The sequence below is a fragment of the Massilia sp. LMS1-1-1.1 genome (genome assembly GCF_040815535.1).
GTDB classification, from domain to species: Bacteria; Pseudomonadota; Gammaproteobacteria; order Burkholderiales; family Burkholderiaceae_D; genus Janthinobacterium; species Janthinobacterium aestuarii.
Map to the genome: position 1 here is coordinate 149,046 of NZ_JBFPNG010000056.1, position 20,764 is coordinate 169,809.

The 20,764-nt window shown below is 67.5% G+C and carries 9 protein-coding genes; 7 read left to right on the forward strand and 2 right to left on the reverse strand.

All coding sequences use genetic code 11. The annotated features are described in order from the left end of the window. The first annotated feature begins 49 nt into the window (after window positions 1–49). Complete coding sequence (locus MRBLMS1_RS25395; protein ID WP_485882887.1) at window positions 50–943, forward strand: LysR family transcriptional regulator; 894 nt, start codon at window positions 50–52, stop codon at window positions 941–943. Window positions 944–956: 13 nt separating this feature from the next. On the opposite strand, the gene MRBLMS1_RS25400 is transcribed toward MRBLMS1_RS25395, so the two are convergent. Next, window positions 957–1,526 (reverse strand): helix-turn-helix domain-containing protein, encoded by a 570-nt coding sequence (locus MRBLMS1_RS25400; RefSeq protein ID WP_485882889.1) that lies wholly within the window; start codon window positions 1,524–1,526, stop codon window positions 957–959. Window positions 1,527–1,617: 91 nt separating this feature from the next. Between MRBLMS1_RS25400 and MRBLMS1_RS25405 the strand changes: the two genes are divergently transcribed. Then, window positions 1,618–2,148: a GNAT family N-acetyltransferase gene (locus MRBLMS1_RS25405; RefSeq protein ID WP_485882891.1), complete on the forward strand. Its 531-nt coding sequence runs from the start codon at window positions 1,618–1,620 to the stop codon at window positions 2,146–2,148. A 7-nt stretch (window positions 2,149–2,155) separates the two neighbouring features. Here MRBLMS1_RS25405 and MRBLMS1_RS25410 read toward each other — a convergent pair whose 3' ends face one another. Then, a complete protein-coding gene (locus MRBLMS1_RS25410; RefSeq protein WP_485882893.1) occupies window positions 2,156–3,346 on the reverse strand; it encodes a low temperature requirement protein A in 1,191 nt (396 codons plus the stop codon). Between the two features lie 81 nt (window positions 3,347–3,427). On the opposite strand from MRBLMS1_RS25410, the gene MRBLMS1_RS25415 reads away from it, so the two are divergent. The 5 genes from MRBLMS1_RS25415 to MRBLMS1_RS25435 all read left to right on the forward strand — a co-directional run bounded on the left by MRBLMS1_RS25415 (window position 3,428) and on the right by MRBLMS1_RS25435 (window position 20,764). Continuing rightward, complete coding sequence (locus tag MRBLMS1_RS25415) at window positions 3,428–3,973, forward strand: hypothetical protein (RefSeq protein WP_485882895.1); 546 nt, start codon at window positions 3,428–3,430, stop codon at window positions 3,971–3,973. A 458-nt stretch (window positions 3,974–4,431) separates the two neighbouring features. Continuing rightward, complete coding sequence (locus MRBLMS1_RS25420; RefSeq protein ID WP_456149721.1) at window positions 4,432–4,809, forward strand: hypothetical protein; 378 nt, start codon at window positions 4,432–4,434, stop codon at window positions 4,807–4,809. Between the two features lie 181 nt (window positions 4,810–4,990). Then, on the forward strand, window positions 4,991–8,668 hold the full coding sequence (locus tag MRBLMS1_RS25425; RefSeq protein ID WP_485882897.1) for a hypothetical protein: 3,678 nt from the start codon (window positions 4,991–4,993) through the stop codon (window positions 8,666–8,668). Further along, a complete protein-coding gene (locus tag MRBLMS1_RS25430) occupies window positions 8,665–10,164 on the forward strand; it encodes an endonuclease/exonuclease/phosphatase family protein (protein WP_485882899.1) in 1,500 nt (499 codons plus the stop codon). The genes MRBLMS1_RS25425 and MRBLMS1_RS25430 overlap by 4 nt, the downstream gene beginning before the upstream one ends. Before the next feature lie 67 nt (window positions 10,165–10,231). After that, window positions 10,232–20,764 (forward strand): LysM peptidoglycan-binding domain-containing protein, encoded by a 10,533-nt coding sequence (locus MRBLMS1_RS25435; RefSeq protein WP_485882901.1) that lies wholly within the window; start codon window positions 10,232–10,234, stop codon window positions 20,762–20,764.

A 20,764-nucleotide genomic window follows, 5' to 3' on the forward strand; every position in this document is an offset into this window, starting at 1 on the left:
CACGCTTGTATTATTTCCTGTTATAAGACAAGCGCCTTATAATTTACCCATGGTGAATACAGACAAAGACATGGAACTGCGGCATTTCCGCTGCGTGCTGGCCGTCGCGCACAGCCTGCACTTCGCGCGGGCCGCCGTGGAACTCGGTATTTCGCCGCCCGCGCTGACCAAGCAGGTGCAGGAAACGGAGCAGCTTCTGGGCACGCGGCTGTTCCAGCGCAGCAAGCGCACCGTGTCCCTGACGGCGGCAGGCGAACTGTTCGTGCTGGAAGCGTCGCGGGCGCTGGGGCAACTGGCGCAGGCGCAGGAAGTGGCGCGGCGCGCCGGGCGGGGCGAACTGGGACGGCTGGAAATCGGCTACGTGGCTTCGGCCGCCTATTCCGGCGTGCTGCAGGACCAGTTTGCCCGCTTTCGTGCCAGCCATCCCGGCATCCACATCGGCGCGCGCGAATACGCGATGGATACCCTGCCCGGCTTGCTGGACCAGGGCCGGGTCGACCTGGCGTTCGTGCGCCCGCCCCTGCACTTGCCGGACGGACTGGACAGCGTGGTCTTGCTGCGCGACCGCTTCGTGCTGGCCGTGCAGGCGGACAGCCTGCTGGCTTTGTCTGACCCGGCGGCGCCGGCCGCGCTGGCACAGCAGGCGTTCATCGTGCCGGAACAGGAATTGGGAACGTTGGAAGTGAGCCGGCGCGGCGGCTTTGCGGCGCAAGTGGTGTCGCGCCCGGGCAGCCTGGTGGCCGTGCTGACGGAAGTATCGCTGGGGGTCGGCTGCGCCATCGTGCCCCATTCCGTGATGGCCAGCGTGCAATTGCCGGGCGTGGTGTTCCGCGAGCTGGCAGGGCCGCAGATCAGCTCGGAAATCGCCGTGGCCTTCCGCCGCCACGAACAGGCGCCCGCCGCGCGCGCCTTCATTGCCCAGTTGCGCGCGGTAGCGCTGTAACGCTGGTTTAAGCTCAGCTGTTCTTCAATACCGCCACGGCGTAGGTGCAGGCGGTGGCCGTTTCATTCTTGAACACGCAGTCGGCGGGCGGACCCAGTTCCAGGCAATCGCCCTCGTCCAGCACGTGACGCGTGTCTCCTTCGATGAAGACGAGGCTGCCGCTGAGCGACCATATGAGTTGTCGCCGCGACACATAGGCGGCGGCCGGCATGGCCACCACGGCGCCCGGCGGCAAGGTAATATGCACGAGGTCGAGCGGCATGTCGGACGCGGGCGACACGTGCCGCCGCAGATAGCCGCTCTGCGGGTCGGTCCACACCGGTTGTTCCGCCTTGCGCAGCAAACGCCCCGCGCGCATCTCGGCGCGGGCGATCAGTTCGGACATGCTCAGGTCGAAAGCGCCCGACAGCCGGGCCAGCAAGGTGGCCGTGGGGCTGCAGTCGCCCCGCTCCACCTTGTGCACCATCGCGCGCGATACGCCCGAGCGGGCCGCCAGGTCCGTCAGCGACCAGCCCAGGTTTTCCCGCTCGAGGCGCACCCTGGCGCCGATGCGCTGATTCAATTCGTCTGGTTTAGTGGACATGTATCGGCTTCCATTCGGATTTTATTGGACAAGCGGTGAGCGGCAATCTATGATTTGTCCATTATAGTAGACGCTTGACGAGGAGAGCAACATGCAGATACGCGACGCCCATGCGGGCGATATCGAGGCCATACTGGCCATCTACAACGATGCCGTCAGCAACACCCTGGCCATCTGGAATGAACGCACGGTCGATGCGGCCAACCGCGCCGCCTGGCTGGCCGACCGCCAGCGGGCCGGCTATCCGGTGCTCGTCGCCATCGATGCGGAAGGAACTGTCGCTGGCTACGCCTCGTTCGGCGACTGGCGCCCGTTCGAGGGTTTCCGCCATACGGTCGAGCATTCCGTGTATGTGCGCGCTGATCGCCGGGGTGCCGGCGTCGGCAAGGCCCTGATGGTGGAATTGATAGCGCGGGCGCGCGGCTTGCGCAAGCACGTGATGGTGGCGGGCATCGAGGCGGGCAATGCCGGCTCGATCACCCTGCACAAGCAACTAGGCTTCGAGGAAGTGGGATTGATGCGCCAGGTGGGCACCAAGTTCGGCGCCTGGCTGGACCTGGCATTCCTGCAGCTGCAGCTCGATACGCGCAGCGATCCGGACGGCATCGCGCCGCCCGGCTAAGCTGGCATCAGGGATCGATGTCCGGCGGTGGACGGCGCAGCGCCATATGTTCCCACACGGCCACCAGTACCAGCACGCAGCTGGTGATGCAGGCCAGGGTCAACGGTGAATACAGGCGGCCGTAGGCCATCGGGATCAGCGCCAGGATGATCAAGATGCCCAGCAGATGCGACAGCGGCGGCGCGGCGCGCTCGCTGCTGACCCATTTGAACAGCGCATTGCCCAGCAAATACAGGATCGGGCCGCCCAGCAAGGCGCTGATGCCGGCGAAGCTCGCTTCGTCCGGATGCACGAGGGCCAGTTCATCGGCCACGGCGCTGACGATCACGCCGCCCACGATCAGCACGTGGATATACGTGTAGGCCTTGCGGGCGATGCGGCCCGGGTCTTTCGAGTGGGCGATACGGTGGTGGCCCGCCTCGGCGCCTGTATCGAAATAAATCCACCACATGGCGATGCTGCCGATCAGGGCCGACAGGAAGCCCAGCCAGTTGGCGGCCGTCCATTCCAGGCCCGCGAACGTGGCGCCCGTCACCAGCAGGGATTCACCGAGAGCGATGATGACGAACAGGCCGCAACGTTCGGCCATGTGGCTGCCATCGACGTCCCAGTCGGCCGTCGTCGAGCGGCCCAGGCCGGGCAAGCCGAACTGCATCCAAGGGCCGGCCAGGTCGATCGCCAGTGCCAGCACCCACCAGAAGATGCGCTGTTCGGGCGACGCGATGCCGCCGGCGATCCAGAAGATGCCGGACAACACGGCCCACAAGGCGATGCGCTGGAAATTGCGGCGGCGCGACAGCGCTTCATGGCGCACGGCCCACCAGGCAAACAGGGGCCGCCCCACCTGCATGGCGACGTAGGCGCCCGCAAAAGCCAGGCCCCGCGTGCCGAACGCTTCGGGGATCGAGGCCGACATGATCAGGCCGCCCAGCATCAGCGCGAACAGGCAGATGCGCACGGGAATGCGCTCGGGGTCGAGCCAGTTGGTGATCCACGACGTGAAGATCCACACCCACCAGACGGCCATCAGCAGCAAGCCAGTCTGCAGCCAGCCCATGGCGCTCAGGTGGGCCAGCAAGCCGTGCGACAGTTGTGTGACGGCAAACACGAACACGAGATCGAAGAACAGCTCGATCATGCCCACCTTGCCGCTGTCCTGCACGCCGCGCTGGCGCAGCAGGGAAATGCGATTATTCATTTTTTTCCTTGCATAAAAACCGGAGCGGCGCCCGCGGCGCCGGCCAAAACGGCACGATGATAGCAGATGGGGATGGCGGCCATGGCGATGCGCTGCGGCTGGCATGCGTTTGCTCTTCCGGCCGAATTTCGCTACGATGGGCCGCATGCGCGGGACACCACCTCCACCATGTATCAGCTGAATTGGCGCGGCCCCTGGCTGGCTGCCGTGCTGCTGCTATCGCTCGGTGGCGACGCCCCGGTGCTGGCGCGCCAGCTGGCCGAACCGGCACCGGCGTGCCGGGCGCCGCAAACCATGGCGCTGACGGTCAACAGCGACGCCATCGCCACTGCCAGCAACGATATCAACGACAACACCCTGGTGGCGCTGCGCGCCAACGGCACCGCGTACTGGACGGTTTTATTGTCGACAGCGACTATCCTGCTGCAGCTGGATGCCGACCGCGGCGATACCATCGTGACGTTCCAGAAAGGACTGACCCTGCGTTTCCAGGCGCTCGGTCCGCAGCAATATCAAATCCTCATCGATGGCCCCATCCTCGATGACGGCACGCAGTACACGCTGACTGGCAAGGTAATAGCCGTTTTTGAACGCTGCCCGGTCCTGCCCGCGCCGGCCGCGCAATAAAGCGGCGCATGGCATCTATTTAATTCAATAAACCGTTTATATTCAATTACATTCCCTGTCCGATTTGCCTGTCGCCGCGAAATTGCCGGCGGTGCATTCGCGCGCCGCGCCCGGATGCCGCACCATTGCTGCCTTTGCGACAATTCGAGAGAATCGCGCAAAAAAATAAGCATAGAATCGCTACTCGTGATGCGCAAGAGCCGGCATGGTTATATTCCGAATGGCCGGAAACCATTTTTCAAATAAGAAAATAAAAAAATATATTAATCAATTTCGGATTGATTAATATCAAATGTCTTGCCTTTATTTGAAATGGCATATTGTCCTGCCACATTTTTATGGCATGGCCGCCAAGCTGTTGCAATACCTTTTCCACCGACTTACCCAACTGCCCCGGACCTGTCGGCCACGGGGCGCCCACCGCAAGTGCAGGCCGATATCACCTCATGGAGAATGTCATGTCCAACTTACCTCGCGTCGAAGTCACCAACCATACGCTGGCCGCCGGCCAAAGCGTCACCACCAACACCACGCCGAACAGCATCGCGCTGTCCATCGCCAGCAGCGACAGCAACAACCAGACCGGCATCGCCTTCCAGTTCCAGGGCCGCACCACGTACTGGAATCCCAGCGTCAGCACCGGTTTCACCACGGCCAAGCTGGCACGCGACACGGGCAATGGCGTCGTCACGTGGAAAGCCGGCCTGACGGTCAGCTACTCGCCGCAAAGCACGGGGCTGTATAACGTGCTGCTCGACGGCGACATCGTCGACGGCGGCACCGTGTATTCCTACACGGGCTTCGTGCTGGCCACCTTTACCTCGAACTCGCAGTAAGCGGCGGTTCCGCGCCCGCCTGCGGGCGGGCGCTCTGGATGGCCGCCCGCCAACGCATCCAGGCAGCCAGCCTGGCCATCCGACGCCCTTCCGGGCCCACCCGTTGTAAACGATTGCGATGCCGCGCGGCGCGCCATGCCGCCGCATCGCAGCCCGAGTCGCGTCTTGAGTGGAGGTTGTCATGGGTTTCAGCTTCGTCGCCACCGATCCGGCCAGCAAGGTCAGCCTGTATGAATCGCCGCTGCAGGCGGACCATGCCTGGGCCGGCTACCTGCTGCCGCCTGTCGCGCCGCCGGCCACGCCTCCGGACAGCATCAGCTATGCCGACAGCCTGTCGCCGCAGCGCATGGGCAGCTACGTGTTTGCCAGCGCCCGCCCGGCGGCGCTGGACGCGGCGCCCGGCCCCTTCATCGCCGCCCTCGCCGCCTACATCGACGGGCAGTCGTCGTCCCCGGGGCTGAACCTGAACGCACTGCTGTGGCTGCGCGACACCGATGCAGTGCCGGCCGATCCCTTCAAGAACTACGGCTGCAGCTATAGCTATAACCCGCTGACCAAGGGCTTTGCCACCAGTACCAATGTCAATTTCCTGCTGGGACAGGATCTGCTGTTCAACGTGCTGTCCGGCGTCGGCCTGTCCATCGACGCCACCAGCGGCAGTCTGCGGCTGTCCGCGCCGCTGGCGACGCCGCCGGCGCTGGCCTTCCAGCGCAACGCCAGCGATATCGGCATAAGAGTCACGGGCAGCGGCAACACGATCCGCACTTTCGTGCCGCTGGCAGGCGCGAATGCGGGCTGCCTGACCTTTACGGCCACCGTCAACCCTGCCGTCACCTTCGGCCCCCGCGGCCTGGCCGTCGGCTTCCCCCTGAGCGCGCGCGACACGGCCAGCGGCCAGCTGCAGCAGCTGTTCTACCCGGCGCTGAGCGCGCCCGCCGCGCTGCCGGCCAGCCTGGCCTGGGTCGGCACGGTCGACCCGCTCGATCCCTACAATCAGAAGCTGTCCGCCAAGGCCAGGCTGGAAGGCGTATTGCGCTGCGGCTTGCTGCCGGCCGGCCAGCCCGCCTTGCCGTCCACCTACCGCACGGCCCTGGGCCATGCGATGGCCTTGCTGCCGCTGGGCGCCACCAGCGGACAGCCGCCCGTGGTCGGCCTGCAGTCGGGCGCCCTGGCCTTTGGCTGCGCCGCGCCATCCCCGTCTCAGCCCGCCACCAGCAAGGCCTTGCTGACGCCGGCCGGGCGCTTCGGCCTGAACGCCAGCGGCCAGGCTGCCGGGACGCCGACAAACTTGTTATGCGGCATCTTCGGTTCGGAACAGCTGAGCATGACCACCTATGATGGCGCCGCGCCGGAAAATGACAGCCTGCTTTTCGTGCCCGCCTCGCCCGCCTACGCGGCCGTCTTCCCGTTCCAGGCCGCGACCCTGGACTTGCCCGATTCCGGTAACGTGGCCACGCCGCTGACGGCTGATTACCTCAGTTGCTGGGCCAGCGTGCTCAAGGGCGGCGCGGCCATGCCGCAATACCATGCGGAGCCGGCGGGCAGTCCCATGTACGGCTTGCCACCTTCCGCCCGGGCGGCCGCCTTGCTGCGCGCCGTGGCCGCCGATACCGTGCTCGCTTCGGCCCCGCCCGCGCTGCCCGTGCCGCAGGGCGCCGCGCACGCCTTTCCCCTGCTGCCGTATGGCGGCGCCGTCAGCGGCGGCCCGCTCGATATCAGCGCCTCCCTGCTGTCGAGCTTTGAAAGCAGCATCGTGGCCGCCACGCGCAAGGCCGTCATTTCCGGCGGCGCCAGCGCCACCTGGCAGGCGCGCGCGGCCGCCAGCCGCCGCGTGCGCGGACTGGCCGCCGGCGAAGCGGTGGCGGAAGCGCCGCACTACCGCACCACGCCGCAGGGCGCTGTCGCCACCGTGTCCAGCCAGGCGCAGGACCAGGACGCCTTCCTGTCGGTGACCCTGGGCCAGACCTTGGGCGCCGGCGGCCAGGTCTTGCCGTTCGGTTTCCGCTTCCCCGACGCTATCTTGCAGGACGCCTTGCAGACCAACCAGCTGTTCCTGGTGGCCGTCAACGCGGCCCACCTGTCGGACGGCGGCGCACTCTTCGACAATACCGTGGGCATCGCGGGCTGGACCATGCAAGCGCAGGTGGGCGTGGGCGTAACGCCCACGTCCTACCGCAACGTGATGCTGCTCAAGTATTGCAGCGGCAGTGTCAGGGAACGCGTCGCCAATCCGAACGCGTGGTCGGGCGCACCCGATTTTTCGCTGGCCGCCGACGCCGGCCCCAGCGTCCAGGGCATCGCCTACACGGGACTGTCGCAGTGGCTGCAGGACCTCATCGAAGCGGCCGAGGTGCTGGCGGCGGAGAATCCCGAATCGCCGTACCGGCATTTCCTGGAACTGGTCAGCGATCCCGCCTGGACGGGCGTGCTGGTGCTGCAGGCGGACCTGGATCCGTCCAGTCTGCCGGCCGGCCTGCAGGGCATCGCGGCCGGCCTCGACCTGACGCGCTTCGTCGCCCACCATTTCGGCTTCACGGCCAGCCGCGTGACGGTGCACGGCGACGGCAGCATCACCCTCGACGGCAATTCCAGCACCTTCGGCCTGGTCGACTACCAGGACCCGGCCTTCGCCGCAGGCCAGCGCAACGGCTTGCCGCCCGATACGCCGATCGCCCTGCCCGACACCGACAACTATGCGTTCCGCGTGCTGCAATTGCAGGTGCTGTTCGACAATGCCGCCATCAAGACCTTCAAGAGCTACGTGCAGCTGGCCGTCAACGGCCTGCTCGGCTCGCGCGTGACGGCCACCACCTTCGGCGGCAATGCGATGCCGAACAACGGCGTGGTACTCGACGGCAGCTATATCGACCAGAATGGCACCGGCATCTACATCTTCGAGCAAGCCACGCCGTCGATATTCAGCCTCGACAGCAACCTGCTGCGCCACGTGGCTTTCCAGCGCATCCAGTTCAACTGCCTGGGCACCACCGATGCGGGCGCGACCGTGCTGAACCGTTTTTCCGTCTGGGGCACGCTGGACTTCGCCAGCCTGGACGACCGCACGGGCGCCGTGCTGGACCTGCTATCATTCGGCGCGCTGGCGCCGGACCTGCCGCCGGACGGCGCAGGCCTGGCCTTTTCCAACCTGGTGATCGACATGCGCTATCCGCAGACGACGCCGTCGGCCGTGCGCTTCGACGAGGTGACGACCAACCTGGCCTACGACCTCGACGCCAGCCAGGCCAGGCCGGACAGCCTGTTCAAGGGCTTCGGCCTGGAACTGTCGGGCTTTATCGCCGCCGCCGACGGGCAAAAGCCGGCCGATTTCGGCTTCCTGCCCGTCAGCACGGCGCTGAACCTGGGCACGCTCGACGGGCCCTGGCACGGCGTCGTGTACGACGTCACCATGGGCGGACCGGGTGCGCTGGTCTCGGCCGCCGGCTTCCATTCGACCCTGCTGCTGGCCTGGTCGCCCGCCAGCACCGCCGGCGACGACGAGCAAGCCGTCTTCATCGGTCTGTCGCTGCCCGGCGCCGCGCCGGGCGCCAGGATGATCAGCCTGCAAGGCATCTTCAAGCTGGCCATCGACAATATCGGGCTGATGCGCCAGAAAGTGCCTGGCAGCGACGCCTACTATTATTATTGCCTGCGGCTCGACAATATCGCCATCAAGTTCCTCGGCATCGCCAAACTGCCGCCCGACGCGAACATCCAGTTCTTCCTGTTTGGCGACCCGAAGAATACGGGCAGCCTGGGTTGGTATGCCGCGTACATCGCCGATGCGGCCGCCCGGCAGGAGCCGAAGCAGGAGCAGGCCGCGCTGCCATTGCATACCATTTCAGCGGGGGGCGCAGCATGACCAACGTCGTGTACTGGAATATCGAGAACTTCGGCATCAACAAGGTCAACAATCCCAGCCGCAAGCGGCCCCGCTATGGCGAAGGCGGCCGCTGCGGCGGCAACCTGCCGGCCGTGGCCGCGCTGCAGCGCCGCAACCACATCCTGGCCATCCTGCGCGCAACGCAGCCCGACATTTTCGTCCTGATCGAGGTATCGGCCAGCGCGGCCGGCGCCGGCGACCTGGCGCCCGCCACGGGCGGCCTGCAGGGTGCGATCTTCCTGTTGCAACTGCTGCGCAACGACGCCACCGACCCCAACCGCGCTGCCTGGCGCATGGTGCCGCCGCTCAAAGTGGGCACGGACGGGCGCACGGAATCGGTCGCCGTGCTGTACCGCGGCATATCGGGCACGGCCGGTACGGCCACGGAAGTGCGGCGCTATTTCACGGGGCCGAACGTGTGGACGGGCGGCGGCGTGTCGGCTGTGGCGGCCGGCGCCGTGCCCGCCGCCTACCCGGCCGGGGGCGCCGGCGCGCCCAACATCCAGGATTTTCTCAACCCGCCAGGCCAGCCGGCGCGTATCATCCCGGCCGGCGCGCAGTACAACGGCGGCCTGGCCGAGGGCATGGCGGCGGCGCGCATCGCCTTCGCGCCCGCGCCGGCGCCGGCCGCGCCGCCCGTCGTTGGCGGTCTGGTCAATTTCAACGGCTTGCGCCAGCCCTTCATGGTCAGTTTCGTGGAAACCAACCAGGCCAACGTCATCACGCGCAACCTGACCCTGTTTGCCGTGCATGCGCCGCCCAACCACGGCGGCGCCACCAATTTCATCAATATCCTGCTGCGCGGCCTGCTCGACGTGGTAGCGGCGCCCGCCGGCGCGCCGCACAATGAAATCAAGCTGATCTGCGGCGACTTCAACCTGAACGCCATCCACGCGCTGCCGCCCGGGGTGGGCGGGCGAACCACGGCCTACGATCAGTTGCGCGGGATCAACTACATACCGCTGCTGGACCCTCCGCTTGCCATGCCGGTGGCAGCGAACCTGACGCTGGACGCGTATCAGGGCTACCTGGCCACGCATATCCGCCCCAAGCGCACCAAGCAGCAGCTGACGCAGCAATCGCGCTTCCTGTGGTCCGACAATACGGCCGGCGGCCCGCTGCTGGCGGCGCCGTATCCGGGCTATAACTATATCGGCAGCGATATGGTGAGCAACTTTTTCTCGATCGACAATATGCTCGTCAATCCGCTGGTGCCGGCGAATAACTACCAGTTCACGGTGATGAATCCCGTGTCGGGCACGCCGTTCACGGTGGCGGGCGCCATGCCAGCGGGCGTGCCCATCGGCACGCGCCCGCTGGCCGCGCAATTTACGAACTTGCCTGCCGGCATGGCCTGGCCGCAATCACCGGCGGCCGTGTATGCCGTAGGCCAGGCGCGCACGCTGAACGGCTGGGCCAATTACGGCTACCTGCGCAGCACCAGCGACCACCTGGCGCTGTTTGCCGTGCTGTAGACAGAGCGTCCGGGCGGGTGCGAGCGTCCGCCCTGGACATCATGACTGATTCAAGGAGCAAGTCCGTATGGCCACCACCGATACCGCGCTGGAAAACCTGCAGCAAGCCATCGTCAACGCCGCCGGCAAAGGCCCGTTCGCCCTCGATGCCGCCTTCCTGGAAGCGGGCCTGGCCGACCCGGACGTCGCGCCGCCCGAAAAATTCGACGCCGTCATCGGCCAGGCATTCCAGATCGACGCGGCGCAGTTGCTGGTCAGCTGCGCGGCAGCCGACGTGGGCGCCGTGAGCGACGGCGTCTTTACGGTCAGCAAGGCAAGCCTGCCCTTCATCGGCGGCCTGCTGCACACCCCGGCCACGCTGGTGTTTTCCACGCAGCCTGCCGCCGCGCGCACGTCGGGCGACGACGGCGATGACGCGGCCGTGCTGGTGGTGCAGGTGGCGGCCAGTCCCGCCGACTGGAACTGGGACAGCAGCTTTCCCTTCATGGGCGGCTGGCCGTTCAGCGAGTTGCCGCTGTCGGACGCGCTGCTGGTGTTTTCCAGCGCCGACGGCGTCTATCCATGGGGCGGCGACGGCGCGCTGTCCGTCACGGGCGGCGCCAGGCAGAACCTCAGCGCCAGTGTGGCCCTGCCCGCCTTCGTGACGCCATTTCTGGAACTGTTTTCCGACCTGGCGGCGCCGCCGGGCAAGCTGCGGATCGGCGGCTACCTGGACATGGCGCTGTACGACGGCAAGACGTTCGAACTGGGCGGCCTGATGCCCAGCGGCGTGCTGTCGGCCACGCTCAGCGAGCTTGACTGCACGTTCGCCGGCTACCTGCGCGTGGCTGCGCCCAGCCTGACCGTGACGATCCCGCCGCCCGTCGATGCGCCGCCGCCCGACGCCCTGCTGCTCGACGACGGCATGCAGCTGCTGCTGCTGCGCGGCGGCGGCGAACTGGCCGACGAGGAAGCGGCCGACGGCGACCAGGCCGCCACGCTGGCCCTGACAGCCACGCTCAGCGTGGAAGGCGCAGGCGCCACCGACTACACGCTGTCGCTGCTGCTGCAGCCATCAAACGCCAACGGCGACGGCAACTACGCGGTCAGCCTGGAAGCAGGCAGCGACGGGCAGCCCCTCAGTCCCGGCGCCGCCATCAGCCTGATCGGCGGGGGCGCCAGCTATTTCCGCGCCACGCCGGCCGTGCTGCAGGAGTTCCTGACGTCGTTCGGCCTCGGCGGCATGACCATCAGCGGCAGCATCCCGCCCAAGGCGGCGCCCACGGTGGACCAGGTCACGCTGCAGCTGCGCAGCGTGCGCGATCTCAGCTGGCAGCCCATCCCGGCGCCCACGCCCGAGCTCAGCTTTACCATCACCTCGTTCTTCCTCGACTGGACGGCTTACCAGCCGCTGGCGAGCAAGGCCAGCGGGAAGTCGCGCTATGAATACCTGTTCGGCACCACCTTCACCCTGTTGCCCACGGTATTTCGCAACCTCGACGGCACGCCGGGCGGCGAATTCGAGGTGCAGTTCAACTCGGCGCAGCTGTTCCAGGCCAGCTTTCCCGGCAAGGCCAGGCTGTCGGACTTCCTGTCCGTCGTCTCGAACGGCATCGTCAGCCTGCCCGACAGCATCGAGGCCGAAGTGTCGAATATCGTGCTGAGCATCGACGGCGCGGCCCAGTCCTTCGCGTTTTCCAGCGACTACGCCATCAGCCTGTCCTTCCTGACGGTGGGCGGCGCGCCCATCCTGAGCATTTCGGAAGGCCAGATCAGCCTGTCGGGCATCAGCGCCACGGTGGCCGCGGACAAGCAGGAAGGCGCGCTGGCCCTTGTCGAGGCCGGCAAGGCGGGCGCCGGCACGGCCTGGGCCGGTTCCATTTCCGGCTTGCTGGGCGTGGGCGCCAGCCTGCAGGCGGCCGTCAGCGTGGCCTACAGCAGCCAGGAAACGCCACCCCGCTGGACCCTCTCGGCCTCGCTCGCGCAAGAACTCGACGTGGGCGAGATGATCAAGCAATTCTTTGCCGCCGGCGGCCTCTATGATTTCCCGGTCTTCTTGCCGGGTAACCTGAAGATTTCCGCGTTCGCCATCGAAGCGGTCATTCCCAGCGGCAAGCCCAGCGCGGACCTGGCCACCAGCTACACGGTCGACACCACCTTTACCTGGTTGTTCATGCTTGGCCAGCAAGAGATCGGCTTGCAGAAAGCCACGCTCTCGGTGCAGTATGACGGCGCCAAGCCGGCTGCGCAGCAATTTTCGGGCAAGGCCGATGCCGTATGGATCTATACCGCCATCAATCTGAAACTGGGCTTCGGCTATGCGTTCCAGCCGACGGACAAGGGGCCGAACCACACGCTGTACGTGAGCTGGGAAGGCTTCACGGCAACCTATACCAGCGGCAACGAGATGCTCAGCTTCACCCTGGCGGGCTGGTCTCTGGGCAGCCTGATCCAGGCGCTCGTGCGCACGTTGGGCGATCCGTATTTCGTGCTGCCGTCGCCGTGGGACGTGCTGAACCAGGTCACGCTGGACGGCCTGTCCATCAACGTGTCGCTGAAAAGCGGCGAAAAGAACCGCCTCAGCGCCACCTACACGCTCAGTTCACCGCTCAACCTCGGCTTCATCGTCATCCGCAGCATCGTCTTCAAGCGCAATACGGACGGCAAGGTGACCCTGGCGCTGGACGCCACCGTGCCGCCATTGCTCAAAGGCAGCATGGGCGACTTGCTGGACCCGAACAAGGGACAGGACGTGGAACAGATGCCCAGCGTGCCGGGCGCCGGTTCCAGCTATTTCAAGGTCTTCCTGCTGATGCTGGGCCAGCGCGTGGCCATCAACGGCGCGTCCGATTTCAGCTCGACCAAGGCCGTCATCGACGCGCTGGCCGGCGTGCCGTCCACCACGGGCAAGAACAATCCCGTCAACCCGGGCAGCGGCGTGCAGGGCCAACCGTATTACCAGCCGGACAGCAACTGGCTGATCGCCGCGCATTTCGGCGTGCTGCAGACAGCCGGCGTGTGGGCCGTCGACGTACAGATCGTCTTCAACGATCCCAACCTGTACGGCTTGCGCCTGACCCTGGGCAGCCCCAAGATGGGCGGCCTGGCCGGCCTGGTGGTCGATATCCTGTACAAGAAAATCAGCGACGACGTGGGACTGTTCCAGATCGATTTCACCTTCCCCGACAGCATACGCAACCTGAACTTCGGCGCCGTCAGCGTGGTGCTGCCGATGATAGGCATCAAGATCTACACGAATGGCGATTTCCTGATCGACATCGGCTTTCCCTACAATATGGACTTTACGCGCTCGTTCAGCTTCAGCGCCATCGTCTACGGCGTGCCAGTGCTGGGTTCGGGCGGCGTGTATTTCGGCAAGCTGTCGAGCGCGACGGCGACGCAGGTGCCGAAAACCGATCTCGGGTATTTCAATCCCGTCATCGTCTTCGGCCTGGGCCTGCAGCTGGGCCTGGGCTACAACTTCGTCAAGGGGCCGCTGAAAGCCGGCTTCGCGCTGACCGTGTTCGGCATCATCGAAGGCGTGATCGCCACCTACCATCCGTACGACAGCAGCAACGCCGTCGCGCTGGCCAACGCCGGCGCGTCCGGCAGCGTACAGGAAAGCAGCTACTTCAAGCTGACGGGCACGTTCGGCGTGATCGGCATGCTGTACGGTGAAGTGGACTTGAAGATCATCAGCGCTTCGCTGCTCGTCAATATCACCGTGTCGGTGCAGATCGGCTACGAATCCTACCGCGCCATCCCCCTGTCGGTGACGGCCTCGGTGCGCATCAGCCTGCGCGTCAAGATCGACCTGGGCATCTTCAGCTTCACCATTTCCGTCGGCTTTTCCGCCACCGTCAGCGCGCAATTCCGCATCGGCAGCGACAGCCGCGCGCCGTGGGATGGCGGCGGCGCGCTGCGCCTGGACAGCCTGGCACGCGGCCGCGCGCGCACCTTGCCGATGGAACTGCAGGCCGCCATGCTGCGCGCCGGGCCGCGCCGCCAGCCGCGACGCGTGCTGCGCACCGACGCCAAACCGGTGCTGCAACTGGTGACGGCGCCGCAATTCACGGTGCTGGCGCCGCAGGGCGCCACCGCCAGCAGCGCGCAGCAAGGCGCGTTCGTCTGCCTGTTCGCCATGGATGCGCCGGACCCGGCCGCCGGCGGCGCGGGAACAGGCACGACCTCGTTCGACCTGCTGTGCAAGGCGTATTTCCCGTGGCTGCTCGATGCCTTGCAGCCGGCGGCGCGGGCCGACGGGGCGGCGCTGGACCTGGCTGCCGCCGCGACTGCCAGCGTCACGCTGGCGCAGCTGGTGGCGGGCATCCAGGTGCTGGCCGATCCCGCCATGCAGCCATTCAGCATGGGCGACCTGCTGCAATTTCTCGCCGACAGCTTCATCGTGAACATCAGCGCGCCGGGTGCCAATATGGACGGCGCCACGCTATTCCCGCTGTTCGACGGACTGCGGCTCGACGTCCCCGACCCGCAAGGCGGCGCCGGCACGCAAGCGATCGACCTCGAGACCTACGCGACGGCGACGGAACAGTACCGCAGCACGGTGGCCGGCGTGCTGCGCCAGGTGGCCGCCAAGGTGGGCAAGGCGCCCGCCAGGCCCGCGCTGCTGGCGCAGGACGACGCTGACGCCGAATCGATGGCGGCCTTCATCTTCGTCGACGTCTTCAGCCTGATCGGCCGCGCGCTGCTGCAATCGGCCATCGATGCCTTCGACAATTACAGCTATGCGCTGCAGCCAGGCGACAGCATCGCCGGCATCGTCGCCGCCTTCAACGGGGCCGGCAACGCCATCGACGCGGACGACGTGTCGCTGCCGAACGCCGCGTATCCGCTGAACGGCGCGCTGCCGCTGCAGGTCGGCGGCCTGTCCGCCGTGATCCAGACCGGCGATACGCTGGCGGCCATCGCCGCCCGCTACACGGATCCGGCCGGCGCTGGCGGGCGCTGGCAAACCACCGCGGCCCAGCTGATCGGCGCGAATGCGGCGCCGCGCGCGCTGCGCACGGGCGTGACGCTGGTCTTCGACTTCGGCGCCGGCGCCGTCAGCCACGTCACCGCGCCAGGCGACAGCTTCGGCGCCATCGCCGCCGCGCTGGGCGTGCCGCTGGCCGCTCTGGCGCAGCAGGCATCGCTGTATGCGCGCGCCGACCTGCTGCTGCCGACGGCCATCCTCGCCGTGCCGCCGCTGGCCTACGCATCGGCCGCCGGCGATACCCTGGCCGGCATCGCCAGCCGCTTCGCCGCCACGGTCGCCGGGCTGGGGCGCGACAATGCCGGCGTCGCCAATCTGTTCGCCGCAGCGCCGGGCCGGCTGGCCATCGCCCGCCTCGACGCCTTGCCGCTGGAGCAGCTGTGGAGCGGCGTGCAGGCGAGCGGCGCCGTGGCCCAGGCCGCCGGCCAGGTCGCGCGCTTCATCACCTATGGCTTGCGCCTGCCGGTGGCGCCCGGCCTGAGCCTGTCGCCATCCTTCCTGTACAGCAAGACGCAGACCGACTACGCGCTGTACCAGCTGACGGGCCAGCAATTCCCCACGCCCGCCAGCGCAGCCGGCGGCTACCGCATCGGCCTGGGACGCAATGCCATTTCGCATGGCGTCGCCCTCGATTTCATCACCTTCGCCGGCGCGCCCGGCACCAGCCTGCCCATCGACCTGGACGCCGCGTACGGCTTGCTGTCAGGCGTGCTGGCGTATGCGCAGGCGGGCAGCTTCGTGCCGTCGCCCGCGCTGCACATCCTGCCTCTGGCTTCCTTGCAGCCGCGGCAGTTCCCTGCGGCAGGCTACGCCGCCTGGATCACCGCCGACCTGGCGCGCCTGGCGGCCGTGACGTCAGGCGACGCTTCAGCGGCGTTCGCCACCGCCAGCCAGGCCACGCCCGCGCCGTATCTGTGGCAATTGCCCGACGCCATGCTGGCCAGCATCGCCCGGCGCCAGGATACGCTGCAGGCGCTGTACACCGAGGCGCAATACGCGGACATGCTGGCCCTGATGCCCGCCTATCGTCCCCGCATCGGCAACACGCCACCAAACAGCAGCAGCACGGTGTTTCAGGACATGAGCGGCTATGCCTACGCCACGCGCGTGGACTTCCAGATCACGCGCATGCCGGCCGCCACCGTGGCCACCAACGACGCCAGCGGCACCGCGCTGGCCAGCGCCGCCACCCTGGCCCACGTCTACGAGCTTGTGGGACCGTCGGCCGCCGATGCCCAGCGCCTGCAATACCTGCTGAGCGGCATGGCCGCCGTGGGCGAAACCCTGGTGGCCGGCCTGTTCCTGCTGTACAGCGAAGGCGGAAGCGACCAGGTGGCGCTGACGGGCCAGGCCGATGCCGACTACCTGTGCTTCCTGACGCAAACCAATCTGTCCACGGAAAGCCATCCGCCGGCCAGCCGCATGCTGCTGGACGCGGCGGAGACGGCTTTGCCGAGCGGCATAGCCAACAGCCCCTCGCAATTCATCAAGCTGCTGTGGGAGCAATCGGTGGTGCGCGGCGGCGGCTACTATCTGTATTTCGAGGACATGGTGTCGGGCGCCGGCCTGCCCCCATCCGTCTTCGACGCCACGGGCACGGCCACGCTGACCCTGGTGGTTCCGCTGGCGCGCCAGGCGGGCGCCGCCGACACCGTGCCGAACTTCGTCAACGCCCTGCTGACGACGCAAGCGATCGACCCGCAGCAGGACGTGCTGGTGTTCGAATCGCTGAGCAAGCCGGCCAAGACCCAGCCGTTGGCCCGGGCCGCCACGAGCACCCTGACGGCGCTGTCCGCCACGTATGGCATGGGCGTGGGACAGCTGGCGCGGCAAAACGCCGTGCGGCCGCTGCGCGCCGGCGCCAGCGTGCCCGTGGCCGGCATTCTGCACCAGCTGAACCAGCAAGACATGGCCGCGCCCGGGCAAGCGCTCGAGCAGCTGGCCGCGTATTACTCGGCCGGCGCGACCCCGCTGAGCGCGGCGCAGATCGCCGCCTACAATCCGGGCGTGACGGTGGCGCTGGGCGCGACCATGCGTATTCCGCCGCTCGTCTATCGCGTGCCAGCCACTTTTGACGCTCCCGGCAATACCTTCGCCGCCCTGGCCGCCTACTATGGCTTGTCGGTGGACGCCCTGGCCCTGGGCGCGGCCGACACCGAAGGCCTGTACGCCGATGGCGCCGTGCTCGACGTCGACAGCCTGGCCCTCGATGCGCAAGCGACCTTGGCGCCGGGCAACCTGTCGTTCCAGCTCAAGCGAAGCAACGACGGCGTGCCCGTGCTGCCGCCCGATCCCACGCCGCAGCAACAGCAGCTCTATGCGCAAGCGACCCTGTCTGCGCTGTACAACACGCTGTCGGCCGGCCTGGGCGCCAACCCGTATTTCCTGCCCAGCCCCTACAGCCTGCCCTTCGGACCGCAGGACCATGCGAACGACAGCGACGGCGGCGGCGACGATGGCGAAGCCCACCGCCGGCGCTATGCGGCCGCGGCCCTGGCCGATTACGACTACCGCCAGGCGCTGGGCTACCTGGGCAACAACAGCAAGGGACTGCCGTTCGCCCTGCTCAATGCGGCGCCGGCCAATCCGCCGGCCGGCCTGCCGCCCGCCGCCGACAATCCTTACCTGGGCGTGGGCGGCCATGCGTCGTTGGCCCTGCGCTGGCAAGACCTGTTCGGCAACACCACCGTCACGCCGTTCGAGGCGCCGCCAGCCGGCTACACGGGTGCGCTGGACCAGGCCCCCGCCGCGCTGCGCTACACGGATCGCCTGCTGGGCCTGTCCGCCTGGCCGAAAGTCCAGGCCAGCTACCTGTATGGCATGGATGCGGGCGGCGCGCCCGCGCTGCTGCTGACCTTGCGCATGGATGGCCTGGCCTACGCCACGCCAGCCGATGCGGCGCAAGACTTGCCCGCCTACCAGCGCCTGTACTTCCAGCTGCATCAGGACTATACGGGCCTGGGCGTGCCCGGACTGAGCGGCAATGCGGTGAGCATCGCCCTCAACAACTCCCTGCTGGCCACGCCGCTGCAGCCGCTGGACGAGGCCCGGTCGCGGCAGGTGCGCGACTTCGTCGCCGCCTGCGCCATCTATCTGCAGGCACTGGTTGATGGCGGCAGCGCCACGGCGCCCGCCGCCACGCTGTCGGTGCCGGTGCCGCTGGCGCAACTGGCCAGCGCCAACCGCATCGCGCTCGACGTGGCACTGGTGCTGACGCGCCAGGCCATCCTGCTCGATCCCGTGCTGGCGGCCCTGCCGGACGGCGCCAGCGTGGTCAGCGCCGTGCTGCCGCAGGCCGACACGGATGGCGGCGCATCCAGCTACACCACGTTTGCCAAGGCGCTCGAAGCGTGCCTGAAGACGCCGCAATGGTCGATGCGCGCGGGCGCGGGCCTGACGCGCGTGGGCAGCGCCGGCCAGCAGACGCAGCAGTTGTTCGCCGTGCGCTTCAGCGACACGCCCGGACTGGGCATCCATTTCCGCCTGGGCCAGCAGGCCAGCTACTACGCGCCGCTGCCCGTCGCCAATTCGCTGGAAAGCCGCACGGTCAGCATCGACGCCTATCCGGCCAATACGCCGCATGCGCTGACGCTCAACAGCGTCGACCTGAACCTGTGGCTGCAAAGCTGTCTCGACGCCATCGACAAGTTCCTCTCGGCCACCTATGCGCCGCCCGCCTACATCCTCGATCGCCTCAACGGCATCGCCGATCCGCTGCAAAGCGGCCAGCTGGGCCTCGTACTCCAGGCGAAACAGACGCTGGCCGACGCCATCAGCGCCACGGTCAGCCCCGTGCTCAGCAGCAGCGCCACGGACGACGCCACACGCGTCAGCGCGGCCGCCACCATGCGGCAGCAGTTGCTGACCACCCTGGGGCCCGCCTTTGCCGCCGGCGCCGTGGTCGTGTACGGCGTGGACCAGCTCACGGGCGTGGACGGCGTCTACCCGGCCGGGCCGCCTGCGCTGTACGGCCAGCCCGCCGGCGCGAACACAGCCGACGGCACTGCGGACGGCGCGGCCGGCGACGCCAACCAGAACTACACCTTGTTCCCGACCCGGCTGCCTTTGCTGGGCACGGCCGCGCCAGACCAGAGCCGGCTGTCATTCAACTTCATCTCGAAGAATGTCGAAGGCCAGGCCTATGTGCCGCTGGACTTGCGCTATCAGATCACGCACATGGAATTCGACCAGCAATTCGTGCCCGGCATCGAAAACTACACGCAAAGCCAGTGGCTGCTGTTCATCACCGGTCCGTTCGAGGTAGCGCTGGGCAATGGCACGCAATATATCCCCGTGCTGAACCGCGCCCTGCCCGTGCCGCCCACGGTCAACCGGCAGACCGCCACCGCGTCCGCCACGCCGCAGGCCGGCCGCATGCGCCTGGCCGCCGACGGCTTGCAGCCGGCCCAGCTGGCCCAGTGGGATTACGGCTTCAGCTATACCTATCGCCAGGCGGCGCAGGATGCCGTGCACGTCAGCATTGTGCTCAACGTGCCGCAGCAGGCGGCCAGACTGTCCGCGGCGACGGGGCCCGACCTGTTCACGGCGCTGGCCGCCTTCGTCAGCAACTATCCGCTCATCTCGGCGGACCTCGACGCGTTCCTCGCGCCCCTCGATGGCAAGCAGGATACGGCCGATAGTATCGCCAAGGCAACACTGGCCACCACCGCCTTCCAGCAGCTGGTGACCCAGGTGGCCGCCAGCTATGGCGAGCATTTCGGCGCGGCGCGGCTGGCGGCGGCGCAAGGCGAGGCCAGCGTGGCCGTGGAATTCGACGCGCGCCTGGAAGACCATGGCGGCGACGCCTGGTATGCGCTGCTCAACGTCACCGTTGGCGGCGCGCCCGCCATCTACGACCCGCTGGCCGGCACCCTGAGCAACGGCGCCGTCAGCGTGCCTGTGCCCGTGCTCGACATCGATGCGCAGCAGTACCGGGCCACGCCGGCCACGCCCACGCCGCCCGATGCGCTGCTGGCCTACCGCTACGCGGCCATCGCCGCCGGCGCGCCCGACCTGTCGTTTGCCGCCGCACTGGCCAATACCGGCCGCGAGGTGCGCATGCCGGGGCTGAACGTGATGGTGTACAAGAACGCCCAGGCCTCGCTGTACGTGCAGCGCAACCGCTACCTGTGCCCGCCCAGCCAGACGCAGGTGTCGACCATGCCCGCCTTCCTGTACCAGACGCCGGTCGTCAAGTTCAGTGACCCCATCCTGCCGCGCCTGAGCTGGCAAGGCTATGATTTGCGGCAAGTCGTACCGGTGGGCGGCAGCGACGTGGCGGCCTACATGCGAGGCTTCTTCAACGCCCTCTTCACGGGCGCCTCGGGCAGCGTGCGCATCGCCATGGATGGCAGCTATTCCTACAGCGTGATGCCGGCTGTGGCGGGCTTTCCCCGCACCTCGCTGCCGGTCAGCCTGCTGCCGGCCGTGCTCGCACCCATCGATGCGGCCCAGCCTCCCGCCGCGCCCATGGCGCTGGTGGCCCAGGTGCAGCAATGGTATGACACGCAGCAGCCGACCACGGATGGCGGCGCCGCCATGGATTTCCGCCTGAACTTCTTTACGGACGGCGCGCCCGAGCAACTGCTGCTGTCGCTCGAAGACGTGCGCTGGGTGGTGCGGCCCTGA